Source organism: Variovorax sp. 10N432 (genome assembly GCF_056394465.1).
Genome location: NZ_JBFTHX010000006.1, coordinates 34,404 through 47,022, shown reverse-complemented (window position 1 = coordinate 47,022; position 12,619 = coordinate 34,404). Strand labels below are relative to the sequence as shown.

Here is a 12,619-nt window from a genome sequence, read left to right as displayed (position 1 = left end):
ATGGGTCCTTTTGTTGATCGGGTCGTGCCTCAGGAAGCGGCGATGCCGCGGGAGGACAGGTTCCGGTAGAGCGCCCGGACGCCGAAGGTCCAGGGCGCGATGGCGTCGGAGCGCTGCACTCGATTGACCAGGGCGCCCAGCGAAGGCGTCGAGATCGTCACGCGGTCGCCGAGGCGGTGCGTGAACCCCTTGCCTTCGTCACCCCGGTCCTGGATGGGAGAGAACATGGTGCCGAGGAACAGGAAGAAGCCGTCCGGATACTGGTGGTGCGCGCCGCAGGTCTGGCGCACCAGGTCGGCGGGGTCGCGGCTGATCTCGGCCATGCGGCTGGTTCCTTCGAGCCGGAAGCCATCGTCCTGCCCTTCGATGACCAGGCCCACGGTGGCTGCGCGGATGGTGTCCAGCGTGAACTCGTCGTCGAACAGGCGCAGGAACGGTCCGATCGCGCAGGAGCCGTTGTTGTCCTTGGCCTTGCCCAGCAGCAGGGCACTGCGGCCTTCGACGTCGCGGAGATTCACGTCGTTGCCCAGCGTGGCGCCGACGATCTGCGCGCGGCTGTTGACCGCCAGCACGATCTCGGGCTCGGGGTTGTTCCATGACGAACTCGGATGCAACCCGACGTCATCGCCGAACCCGACCGCGGACATGGGCTGCGCCTTGGAGAACACTTCGGCATCGGGACCGATCCCGACTTCCATGTACTGGGACCACGTGCCCTGACGGATGAGTTCGTGCTTGAGCGTTTCCGCCTCGGGCGAACCGGGGCGAATGGCCGACAAGTCCGACCCGATGGTGCGTTGAAGCTCGTGCCGGATCTGCACGGCCTTGGTGGCGTCGCCGCCGGCCTGCTCCTCGATGACGCGCTCCAGCAGGCTGACGGCGAAGGTGACGCCGCATGCCTTGATGGCTTGCAGGTCGCACGGTGCCAGGAGCTTCTCGGCGCCAGGCTTTCCCGACGCCGTCATGGTCTTGTCGAGCCACCCGGCGGCCTCGCCCAGGGGCTCCCCTGGGCAGTTGCGGATGAATTCCAGGAGGTCATCCCGCTCGAGAAGGTCGGACACGGTGGGCGCCGAGGCAGTGATGTCCACCACCTGGCCCGCTCGAACCACCACGACGCAAGGTCCATTGATTGGGCCTGCACGCCAGACCCGGCCAACGAGCAAGGCGCCGGAAGCGTCGGTGGGAAGAAAGGATGAATGGAGGTTCGGTTGCATTGGGAGGGGACTAGAGGGGGGTTGCCAGGGAGAGCGGATGGATCTCGCAGCTGCTTTCCATGCGCCAGTTCCGTTCGAGCGTGCGCGTGCTGCCGCCTACATCGATCTCCGCACGCAGCCGGATGTCGGCGCTCGATGCGCCGATCCCCAGCTCGAACGCGCCCGGCTCGATGATTCGCGCACCGGCCATGCCGGTGAAGGCCAGCATGTCCACCGGGACGCGGAAGGTCACCCGGGCCACGTCGCCCGCGCCCAGTTCCACCCGGCCGAAGGCCTTCAATTCGCGCACGGGCCGCACGACGCTGGCCAGGCGATCGCGCACGTACAGCTGCGGGATCTCCACGCCCTTTCGGGATCCGGTGTTGGCGACGTCGAAGCTCAGAACGATCTCTCCGTCTTCGATGGAGACCGCCGAAAGGGGCACGTCCAGGTTGCGGTACTCGAAGCGCGTATAGCTCAGGCCATGGCCGAAGGGATACCGGCTGCCGAAGTGCAGGGCAATCGGCGTGCCTCCGCTCTTGAACTTGTGGTTGTAGTAGTAGGGCATGGCGCCGACGTTGTGCGGCACCGAGACGGTCAGCCTGCCGGTGGCCTCGGCGCGGCCCGACAGGACCTCGGCGATCGCGGTGCCGCCCTGCTGGCCGCCGGCAAAGGCCATCACGAAGGCTGCGACGCGATCTTCCAAACCGCCGAGGTTGTAGGGGCGCCCGCTGGTCAGCACGACAACGGTCGGCGTGCCGGTATCGACGACGGCTTGGAGCAACTGCTGCTGCACGCCGGGCAGGTCGAGCGAATCGGCATCGGAGCCCTCCCCGATCGTGCCCGTCTGGAAAAGGCCCGCGAGGTCGCCGACGCAGACGAAGGCGACGTCGGCATCGCGGGCGGCATCGACCGCTTCGGGGATCTGATCGGTGCGAAGCGAAACCGGCGAGGTGGGCTTGATGCCTTCTGCGCGCACGTCGCCCGGGAACACCGGCGTCCCCTTCTGGCGGACCTCGATGATCGAACAGCCCTTTGCGTAGCGCACATTGCCCGCACCGTAGATCGCCTGCAGGCCCTGCAGCGGCGTCACGATGTGACCGGTGTCTTCGACCTGGTTGTGCAGCACGACATGCGCGGGATAGCTGTAGCCGCTGAGCATGGCCAATGGATCGTCGGCAGTGGGGCCGATGACGGCGACGCGGGGAGCGGCGGCCGGATCGAGCGGCAGCACGCCACCCCGGTTGTCCAGCACCACGATCGCCTGGCGGGCGGCTTCGAGGGCCGTCGCAACGACTTCGGGCGTGCGCAGCGCGGGCGCCGCTGCGGCGTCCTCGAAGGTCTTCTCGAACAGTCCCAGCCGGAACTTCTCCGTGAGGACCCGGGAGACGATGCGATCGACGGTCGCCAACGTGATCAGGCCGCGCTCGATCGCCGCGGCGAGGTGCTGCGCGCAATCGTCCGCGGGCAGCTCGACATCCAGCCCCGCATTGAAGGCCAGGGCCGCGGCTTCGGTCGCATCCGCGGCCACCGCGTGGTGCTGGTAGAGCAGGCTGACGCCCACGTAGTCGGCCACCACCAGGCCGTCGAAGCCCCATTGCTCGCGCAGCACCTCGGTCAGCAGGTGGTGCGAGCAATGCGCCGGCTCGCCGTCGATGTCGTGGTAGGCCGGCATCACCGAGCCGGCGTTGGCCTGCTTCACGGCCATCTCGAAGGGAAGCAGGAAGGTGTCGTTCAGCTCGCGCCAGCCGACATGCACCGGCGCATGGTTGCGTGCGCCCTCGCTGAACGAATGACCCGCGTAGTGCTTCAGCGTCGCGAGCACATCCCGCCGGGGGCCCTGGACGCCGCGAACGTAGCGCGTCGCCATGACGCCGACGAGATACGGGTCCTCGCCGAAGGTTTCCTCGGTGCGCCCCCAACGTACATCGCGCGAAACGTCGAGGACGGGCGCCAGTCCTTGCTGGCACCCCAGCTCGCGGCATTCAAAGCCGATCCTCTCTGCCACTTGCTCGACGAGCACGGGATTCCAGGTCGCGCCGAGGGCGAGCGGAGACGGGAACAGCGTGCCGTCGCGGGTCATCATGCCGGCGAGGCACTCTTCATGCGAAATCGCGGGAATGCCCAGCCGCGTCTCGTTGCGCAGATAGCGCTGCAACTTGTTGAGCGCGCGCAATCCGCTGCCTGCCTCGACGCTGCGCGTGCCCAAGGGCCGGGTGATCTGTCCGATGCCGTTGGCCAGGCGCCGCAGCACCGAATCGGCGTCGCTGGCGACGACGAAAGCTTCTCCGGGGCGCACCCGGTGGTCGCCGCTCTCGGACAGGATCAGCCAGAAGGCGTGCATCTGGGCGATCTTTTCCTCGAGCGTCATGCGTCCGAGCAGGTCGTCCACACGCGCCGCCAGCGGCTGCGCCGGGTCCTTGTAGAGGGGCGTGGAAGAGGTCATCGCGCCGCCCAGAGCATTCCGCGCTCGAGGATCGTGCGCATCTGGGGTACCTGGAACTCGCTGGCGACATGGCCGAGCGCGCTGTAGAACACCCGCCCCTTTCCGTGCCGGCGCTTCCATGCCACCGGCATCACCACGCCATCGATCCACGGCGCGTGTTCGCCAGTGAACGTCGTCGTCGCAAGCACTTCGTTCGAAGGGTCGACGTGCATGTAGTACTGCTCCGAGCGATAGTCGAAGTCGCCGATGCCGGCCGTCACGGGATCGTCCGGCCTGGCGATGTTGACGCGGAAGTCGATGACGTTGCCGGGATGGGCGACCCACTGGCCGCCCGTCATGAACTGGTAGTCGACAGCGTCGCGAAAGGCATCGCACATCCCGCCATGGAAGCCTGCAAGGCCGACGCCTTCGCGCACTGCACTGGTCAGGTTGGCCAGTTCGTCCTTCTCGATCTTCGACATCGTGATGATCGGGACGATCAGGCTCAGATCCGCGATGGCCGGGTCCGCGAACGCCTTTGTCGAGGTTTCGACACGGACCTTGAAGCCTTGCTCGGTCAACATGTCCGAGACGATCTTCGCCGCCTGGTCGGGCTCGTGCCCCATCCAGCCGCCCCACACGATCATGGCTTCGCGCATTGAGTTGCCTCTCTGTTCAATTCGTTGACGGGTTCAGCCGAGGCCGCCTGCCGAGAAGGCGGTCGGCAAGATCTGCGGCCGCTCCGGCCGGGTCTCGATGCTCACGTGGCGCCCGAGTCGCGATGAAGTCTCGAATGCCTCCATCACTTCGAGGACATGAAGGGCCAGTTCGCCGGACGCGCGGTGCGGCCGATCGGCGCGGATCGCATGCGCCATGTCGGCCACGCCAATGCTTCGGTAGTTGCCGTCTCCGTAGGCATGCCCGATGGGCTGGTCGACCCACTCCTGCCCGGCCTGCGCGAGCTGGATCGTGCCGCCGAAGTGGTTCGGATCGGGCACGATCATGCTGGCCTCGGTGCCGTAGAGCTCGATCGGCACATGCCGGTGCTTCGGAACGTCGAAGCTGGTGGCGATCGACACGATGGCGCCCGACGCGAACTCCATCGTGCCGGCGACATGGGTGGCCACTTCCACGTCGATCTTCGTGCCCTTGAGGGGCTCGCTGGTGATGAGGCGCTCGCTGCGCACACGCGAGGTCGACCCCGAAACCCGTGCGACGGGTCCGATGAGGTTGACCAGCGCCGTGATGTAGTACGGCCCCATGTCGAGCATCGGCCCGCCGCCCTCGGCATAGTAGAAGGCAGGATTCGGATGCCAGCGCTCGTGACCCGGACACATGAAGGTCGCCGTGCCCGCCACCGGCTTGCCGATGGCGCCTTCGTCGACGAGCTTGCGACAGGTCTGGTGCGCGCCACCGAGGAAGGTGTCGGGCGCACAGCCGACGCGAAGACCACGCTTGTCGGCGGCTTCTAGCAGCGTTCTTGCGTGGGCTGTCGTGAGGCCCAACGGCTTCTCGGAATGCACGTGCTTGCCGGCGGCGATCGCCATCAGCCCGACCTCGACGTGCGCCGCCGGGATCGTCAGGTTCACGATGATCTCGATCGCCGGGTCGCGCAGCAGCGCATCGACCGAAACGGCCTCGAGCCCGAACTGCGAGGCACGCGCCTGCGCCGCCTCCGGCTTCAGGTCGGCGACGCCGCGAATGTCGAGGATGGGGAACTTCGCCGCGGCCTTCAGGTAGGCCTCGCTGATGTTCCCGCAGCCGATGAAGCCGATTCCGACCTTGTCCATCAGTGCTCCTGCACCGGGAAGGCGGAGTACTTCTTCACGATGCCGGCGAGCTCGTTGTTCACCTTGCACTGCTTCAGCGAGAACGACGAGAGAACCCGATCGATCTGCGATTCGGACAAGTCCTTGAACAGGCGGGCGTAGGTCTGCTGCATCAGGGCGCTGGTGTAGAAGCAGAGCACCGCCGAGCTGAAGCACTTGCGGTTGTAGACCTGGGTGATGCTGTCGTCGCCGATGACGTCGTAGATCTGCTGCGCCAGCTTTCCGGTTTCCTGCTTGACCGCCGTCGGAGGCATCCACACCATCCAGTCATCGGCGCCCAGCTGAACTTTCTTCCGGATGAAGTCACCGACCCGCTGCTGGTACTCCGACTCGGGGTCGAGGGTCACCAGCCCCATCACGCCGACGTCCTTGTAGGTCCAGGTGGTCCAGTGCGCGCCATGGCGCTCGAAGATGCCGATCTGGTCGTCCATCGCGCGCAGGCGGTCGGGCACCTCTGCATCGCCGCCGTTGTAGACCGACCCGAACTCGCCGACCCACAAGGGAGCGCCGTGCTTCTTCGTGAACACGGTGCCTTCGTGGTTCGTGAACTCGAGCTCTTGCCGTGCCAGGTCCCAGTGCTCGGGGCCATCGCTTCGGGGCTGTCCCGCATCGATCGTCCCGGGATACTGACCGGGGCCGAAGCCGGCGATGGTGTAGTTGTGGCTGCTGTAGACGAGGTTGTCCGCGAAAGGGGCTTCCAGGCCATCGAAGAGGTAGGAGTAGCGATCGCCCTCCAGAAAGATGATGTGGCGGGGATCGATCTCCCGCACCGCGTCGACGGCCCGCCGATAGACGGTGTTCATCAAGTCCCAGTCCGGCCGGTAGTTCTTGTGGATGTTCCACGGCAGGTCGCCGAACTGGTTGTTCACGCAGGGCTCGTTCATCAGGTTGAATCCCGCGACGACGGCCTCGTCCTTGTAGCGCCGGGCAATCTCCTTCCACAGGGCGATGAACCGGTCCTGGTAGTGCGCGTGGTTCCAGAACAGGCTGTGCCTGTTGGCATTGTCCGAATGCCAATGCACGTTCTGCCAGCCCTGGACGGCGTGCAGGTCGAGGATGGCGTAGAGGCCGTGCTTTTCGCACCAGCGGAGCACCTGCGTCAGCCGCTGGAAGCCGGTTTCCTTGTAGACGAAGGGCTTGCTGTCGTCCTCGAAGTGCCGGTAGTTCAGCGGCAGCCTGACCACCGTGGTGCCGAGGCTCTTGAGGTATTCGATGTCGGATTCGTTGAAGAAGTGATCGTGGAACCGCTCGAAGAAGAATTCGGCCTTCGACTTGCCCAGGACCTCGGCCATCTCGAAGCGCAGCGTGTGCTCCGCGCCGGAGAACCCGTTGATGAAGTCCTCCATGTTCATCCAGCCGCCGACACAGGTGCCGCGCAGCCGCACGCTCTTGCCTCGGGCGTCGACGATCTGGTTGGCCTTTACGCTCAGAAAATCCATTGGTTCTGCTCCTGTTGCATCAGTTGATTCGTTGCTCGGTCGCCGCATCGAACAGATGCGCGTGTTCGCGCTGCGCGGCAATGTGGATGACTTCGCCGGGCCCGGCGGTGATGCGCTCGCGGAACACCGCGCAGATGGCCTGTCCGCCGATCTGCGCCATCACCTGCGTCTCGGAGCCGGTCGGCTCGACCACCTCCACCATGATCGGGAAGCCGGCGTCGTCGAGCTTGAAGTGCTCGGGCCGGACGCCATAGACCGCCGGCAGTCCCGGCGTCGCGGTCGGTGCATTGGCAAAGGGCAGCGTGAGGCCACCCGAGCCATCGACCACGAAGCCTTCGCGCTCGACCTTGCCTTTGAGCAGGTTCATCGCGGGGCTGCCAATGAAGCCGGCGACGAAGAGGTTGGCCGGACGGTCGTAGAGGTCGAGTGGGGCACCCACCTGCTCGACGACGCCGTCATGCAGGACCACGATCTTGTCGGCCATCGTCATGGCCTCGACCTGGTCGTGGGTGACGTAGACGATGGTTGTTCCGAGGCGCTGGTGCAGCGCCTTGATCTCGGTGCGCATCTGCACCCGGAGCTTGGCGTCGAGGTTGGACAGCGGCTCGTCGAAGAGAAACACCTTGGGGTCGCGAACGATCGCCCGGCCCATCGCGACGCGCTGGCGCTGGCCGCCCGAGAGTTCCTTCGGCAGGCGGCCCAGCAGCGGCTCGAGGCTGAGGATCTTCGCCGCCCGCGCGACCTTCGGGTCGATCTCGCTCTTCTTGGCGCCGCCCATCTTGAGCGAGAAGGCCATGTTCTGCTCGACCGTCATGTGCGGATAGAGCGCGTAGCTCTGGAACACCATCGCGATGTCGCGCTCCTTCGGCGCGAGGTCATTGACCAGCCGCTCGCCGATGCGGATCTCGCCGCCCGAAATGTCCTCGAGCCCGGCGATCATCCGCAGCAAGGTCGACTTGCCGCAGCCGGAAGGGCCGACGAGGATCACGAACTCGCCGTCGTCGATCTCGACATCGACGCCGCGGATGACGGGCACCGGGCCATAGTCCTTCTGGACTCTTCTGATACTCACCGAAGACATGGGTTGATCCTTCTCAGCCTTTGACAGAGCCGGAGGTCAGGCCGGCGACGATATGTTTTTGCGCCGCAAAGAACATGATCACGGCCGGAAGGATCGTGAGCGTGATGAATGCCAGCACGAGATTCCAGTCGGTCGAGAACTCGCCCTGGTACGCCATGATTCCGAGCGGCCAGGTGTAGAGCGTCTCGCGGTTGAAGACCACCAGGGGCAGCAGGTACGAATTCCAGCTGTGCACGAAGACGATCACCGCCACCGTCGCCAGGATGGGCCTCGACAGCGGCAGCACGATGTGCCAGAAGAACCTGAAGTAGCCGCAGCCGTCGATCAGTGCCGCCTCGAACAGCTCCGCCGGCAGTTGCTTGAAGTAGTTGCGGAACAGCAGGATGCTCGACGCCAGGCCGAAGGCGACCTGCGGCAGGACGACGCCCCAGTAGTTGTCGAGCAGGCCCAGGTCCCGGATCTGGATGAAGAGCGGCAGAATCGCGGTCGCCGCCGGGAACATCAATCCGAGAAGCAGGTAGTTGACGAGGAAGGCCGAGCCGAAGAACTGGATGTGCACGAACACGAACGCCGCCATCGCCGAGACCATCACCGTCAGGATGACCGTCAGCACCGCGATCACGGCGGAGTTCCCCATCAGTTGCCAGTAGCGGCTGCCGCCCAGGATGTCCCAGTAGTTTCGCCATTCCCATTGGGCCGGAAATCCGAAGGGATTGACGCGCAGGTCGCCGAGGGTCTTGAAGCCGCCCAGCACGGTGGCGACGAGCGGGATCAGCACCAGCCCGGCGACGAGGAACAGCGCCGCGTAGCGGACGACCGGCGACATGGACGCGGACTTCGGCGCGGATGAATCGTGACTAGTCATGGCGCATCAGGACCCGCTTGTAGCCAAAGGCGAAGACCACGCAGATGAGGAACAGGACAACGCCGACGGCACTGCCGAATCCGATCTCCATGCGCGTGACACCGTAGTTGTAGAGGAAGGTCACCATGGTCTGCGTGCTGTCGGACGGACCGCCCTTGGTCAGCGGCATGATGAGATCGAAGAGCTGGATCGAGCCGAGGATCGCGAAGAACACCGACAGCCTGATCGTCGAGCCCAGCAACGGCACCGTGATGCGGCTGAAGATCTGCCAGCGCGATGCGCCGTCGATGCGGGCGGCCTCGTAAAGGCTGCGATCGATCTGCTGCAATCCGGCGATGTACAGGATCATGTGGAAGCCGAAGTACTTCCAGATCACGACGATCAGGATGGCGTACATCGCGAGCTCGGGTTCGGACAGCACGTAGGGTGCGGTCGCTCCGAACGACTCCCAGATCTTGGCCAAGAGGCCGTAGTCGCCGTCGTAGACGAAACGCCAGATCAGGCCGGCCGCGATCTCCGCCAGGATGTAGGGCAGGAAGAAGATCAGCCTGAAGGTGGTCGTGCCGATCACCCGGTCGGCGAGCAATACCGCCATGGCCAGCGCCAAGGGCAGCTGCACCGCCAGGGACCCGACGATGATCAGCAGGTTGTTGCCGAGGGCCGTGTGGAATGCAGGGTTCTGGAACAGGTCCACGAAGTTCCGGAAGCCGACGAAATTCGTGGGAACGCCATAGCCGTTCCAGTTGAAGAAGCTGTACCAGCCGGCCGCGCCCATCGGCAAGGCGACGAACAACGTGAACAGCAGGATCGCCGGCGGAAGAAAGAACAGCACCACTGCCGTCGTTCCGCCGACTCGCCTGGATGGCTTGCGTCGCCAGGCCCGCGCCTTGCCCGTCGGGGCAGGCGCCACGGCACCTGCGCTGTGTTCGATCGTCGTCACGATGGTCCCTTCCCTGTCTGCGCGCTTCTAGTGCCGGCGTCTGATGCGAGATCGTGCGAGTCGCTCAGTTGGTACTGTTGACGCGCTGCCAGGCTGCCTGCACGGCGGCGGCGGCATCTGCGGGCTTCATCTTCCCCGTGGCGAGCTCGACCGACACGTCGTTGACGACCGCACCGACCGACGGGCCAAGCATCTGGTCGTAGTAGATCTGGTGGTAGTGGGACTTCGAGACGTTCTCGGCCATCTGGCGAAGGATCGGATTGGCGATGGCGTCCAGCGTGCCGTTGACCACGGGGATGTAGGACCCGCGTTCAGCCGGAACGCGCTGGTTCTTCGCTTCCGAGAAGAAGCGCAGGAATTCGGCGGCCTCCTTCGGCGAGCCCTTGGTGACCAGCCAGCCGTTCATGCCGCCCAGGGTGTCGGTCGGGTCGCCCTTGCCGCCCGCGACGACCGGGAAGGGGAACCATCCCAGCTTGTCCTCGGGAAGGCCGAGCTTGTTCGCGGAGTTCGCCTTCATCGAGCCGAGCATCCCGTTCAGCTGGAGGACCATGGCGCCCTTGCCGTCGCCGAACTGGCCCGACGACTGGGGAAAGGTGGCGCCGAGGTAGCCCGGCTGGAACGGCTTCAGGTCGGTGAGCTGCTGGAACAAGGTGCCAGCCTGGACGAAGGTGTCGCTCGCGAAGCCCTTGCCCTCGCCTTGCATGGCGGCGTCGAAGGCAGCCTTGCCACCGAGGCGCAACGCCAGGTGCGACCAGTAGAAGTGCAGCGGCCACTTGTCCCCGCCGCCGACGATGATCGGCGTGGTTCCCGAGTCCTTGATCTTCTTCACTGCGCCGAGCAGGTCGTCCCAGGTCTTGATCGACCCGGCGTCGACGCCGGCCTTTGCGAACAATTCCTTGTTGTAGAAGAACCCGACCTGGCCCAGCTGCAGCGGCACGCCGTAGACCTTGCCGTTGACGGTAAAGGCCTGCAGCGCAGCCGGCATGAAGCTCTCGCGCCACTTCGCGTCCATCGGCGCGGAGATGTCCTCGAGGACGCCGGCCTTGATCTGGTCGCGCATGGTTCCGCCACCCCAGCTGTACAGGATGTTCGGCCGATCGGGTGATTGCAGCAGCGTCGTCAGCTTCTTCTTGTACGACTCGTTCTCGAGGTACTGGATCTCGACCTTGACGCCGGGGTGCGTCGATTCGAACCGGCGGGCGACGTCGTTGTAGAAGGCGCCGGTGTCGGGGTTCTGATCCACGTGCATCAGACGGACGGTCGTGTCGGCAGCGAGGGCGCCGGCAGCGGACAGCCACATCCCCGCGGCGAGCGCCGCAGAAGAAACCAACTTGATGCTTCTCATACTGTCTCCAATTTGTTTGATGGCCAAACAAATGTGCCACCGAGCGGTGATGCGGTCACTAGGGAATACGCTGATGATGCTAAATTTCGAACTTGACGCTACGCTTTCCACCGTGTTTCGCCCCTCCGACGGCTCGAAGATCGCCATGACACATCTGAAAAATCGAAATGTGAGACCATTAGTTCGACCAGCAGCCATAAAGCGATCGAACGCGCCGAAGGAGCCCATGCAAACGCCAGCGCCAGTCACGGGAGATCAGGCTCTCGTCAAGAACATCAATCGCATCGCCATGCTTCGGCTGCTGCGCGAACACGCCGGCATCTCGCGCGCCGGCCTGTCCGAGCGCAGCGGCCTGACGCGATCGACGGTCAGCCTGCTCATCAAGGAACTCATCGACGAAGGGTGGCTGGTCGAGTCGGATGCGTTCGTGACCGGTACGGTCGGACGCCGGCCGACCCCGCTGAGGCTGGTCGGCAAGAACATGGTCCTGCTCGGCGTCGACCTCGGGCCCGATGTGATCCAGGTCGTGGCGACCTCGATCGACGGAGAGATCCTGGAGTCGAGCCAGGCCGCCCTGCGCTCGAAGGATCCGGATGAAGCGTGCCACCAACTCGTCGAGATGGCCACCGCGCTCTCCGCGAAGATGACACGCGGCGGCTCGCGCCTCCTGGGCATCGGCGTCGGACTGCATGGTCCGGTCGACAAGCGTTCGGGCATGCTGGAATTTGCGCCGAACATCGGCTGGCGCCATGTCGAGATCGGCCGTCGATTCGGCGCGGAACTCGCGCGGGCGGGTCTGGCGGACGTCCCCGTCTACTATCACAACGAAGCCGACCTGGCCGCGGTCGGCGAGACCGAGTTCTGCGAGCGACCGGTCGACGATCCCCTGGTCTATGTCAGTTGCGGCGTCGGTGTCGGCGCAGGGATCATCCTCAACCACGCGCTGTTCACCGGCGCCACCGGCTCAGCGGGCGAAATCGGCCATACGACCCTCGTGATCGACGGGCAGCCCTGCTCGTGCGGGCGCCTCGGTTGCGCCGAGGCCTACATCGGGCTCAAGGCCATCGCCGCCGCGGCCGGCTGCTTCCAGGACGACGCCATCGACCGGCGCGCGCTGCGTGCGCGCATGAGCGCTCGCGATCCGGCGACCCGGAGCGCCTTCGCGCGGGCCGGCGCGGTGCTTGGCGTGCTGCTCCAGAATGCCTGGACGACCTTCAACCCGCAGGTGATCGTGCTGGGCGGAGAGACGGTGACCCTCGGCGGCGACACCCTCCTCGACGCGGCAACCGAAGTACTGGCCCAGTACGCGCAGCGGGCCGGCCTGACCCCGCCCGTGGTGAAGGCAGCGCGGTACTCCGACCTGGCGACCGCCGTCGGTGGCGCAGCGTACGTCCTGCACGCGATTCTCAATCCTCACCAGCAAGCCCTTCAGTCGCAGTACGTCGCGACACCGGCGTCTGCTTGAAGGGCTCGGCCGGGATTGTCGTGATTTGTTTGACAGC

10 protein-coding genes are annotated in these 12,619 nt (G+C 65.4%); 1 reads left to right on the top strand and 9 read right to left on the bottom strand.

The window, feature by feature from the left end; all coding sequences use genetic code 11:
- Positions 1-29: 29 nt before the first annotated feature.
- The 9 genes from AC1DF3_RS09270 to AC1DF3_RS09230 form a co-directional block, all read right to left on the bottom strand.
- Positions 30-1,214, bottom strand: coding sequence for a fumarylacetoacetate hydrolase family protein (locus AC1DF3_RS09270; RefSeq protein ID WP_478139445.1), 1,185 nt, complete (start codon positions 1,212-1,214; stop codon positions 30-32).
- Positions 1,215-1,224: 10 nt separating this feature from the next.
- Positions 1,225-3,639 (bottom strand): glycoside hydrolase family 3 N-terminal domain-containing protein, encoded by a 2,415-nt coding sequence (locus AC1DF3_RS09265; RefSeq protein WP_478139444.1) that lies wholly within the window; start codon positions 3,637-3,639, stop codon positions 1,225-1,227.
- Positions 3,636-4,277 carry a ThuA domain-containing protein gene (locus AC1DF3_RS09260; RefSeq protein WP_478139443.1) on the bottom strand — a complete coding sequence of 214 codons (642 nt, stop codon included), beginning with the start codon at positions 4,275-4,277 and terminating at the stop codon, positions 3,636-3,638. Before AC1DF3_RS09260 ends, AC1DF3_RS09265 begins: the two co-directional genes overlap by 4 nt.
- Before the next feature lie 33 nt (positions 4,278-4,310).
- Complete coding sequence (locus tag AC1DF3_RS09255) at positions 4,311-5,408, bottom strand: Gfo/Idh/MocA family protein (protein WP_286530957.1); 1,098 nt, start codon at positions 5,406-5,408, stop codon at positions 4,311-4,313.
- On the bottom strand, positions 5,408-6,886 hold the full coding sequence (locus AC1DF3_RS09250) for a glycoside hydrolase family 5 protein (RefSeq protein WP_478139442.1): 1,479 nt from the start codon (positions 6,884-6,886) through the stop codon (positions 5,408-5,410). The genes AC1DF3_RS09255 and AC1DF3_RS09250 overlap by 1 nt, the downstream gene beginning before the upstream one ends.
- A 19-nt stretch (positions 6,887-6,905) precedes the next feature.
- On the bottom strand, positions 6,906-7,967 hold the full coding sequence (locus tag AC1DF3_RS09245) for an ABC transporter ATP-binding protein (protein ID WP_478139441.1): 1,062 nt from the start codon (positions 7,965-7,967) through the stop codon (positions 6,906-6,908).
- A gap of 13 nt (positions 7,968-7,980) precedes the next feature.
- Positions 7,981-8,793, bottom strand: a complete 813-nt coding sequence (locus AC1DF3_RS09240) for a carbohydrate ABC transporter permease (RefSeq protein WP_286520478.1) — start codon at positions 8,791-8,793, stop codon at positions 7,981-7,983.
- A 31-nt stretch (positions 8,794-8,824) separates the two neighbouring features.
- Complete coding sequence (locus tag AC1DF3_RS09235) at positions 8,825-9,772, bottom strand: carbohydrate ABC transporter permease (protein ID WP_478139440.1); 948 nt, start codon at positions 9,770-9,772, stop codon at positions 8,825-8,827.
- Between the two features lie 64 nt (positions 9,773-9,836).
- A complete protein-coding gene (locus AC1DF3_RS09230) occupies positions 9,837-11,117 on the bottom strand; it encodes an ABC transporter substrate-binding protein (protein ID WP_301810030.1) in 1,281 nt (426 codons plus the stop codon).
- Positions 11,118-11,190: 73 nt separating this feature from the next.
- Between AC1DF3_RS09230 and AC1DF3_RS09225 the strand changes: the two genes are divergently transcribed.
- Positions 11,191-12,582 carry an ROK family protein gene (locus AC1DF3_RS09225; RefSeq protein ID WP_478139439.1) on the top strand — a complete coding sequence of 464 codons (1,392 nt, stop codon included), beginning with the start codon at positions 11,191-11,193 and terminating at the stop codon, positions 12,580-12,582.
- The last annotated feature ends 37 nt before the right edge of the window (positions 12,583-12,619 follow it).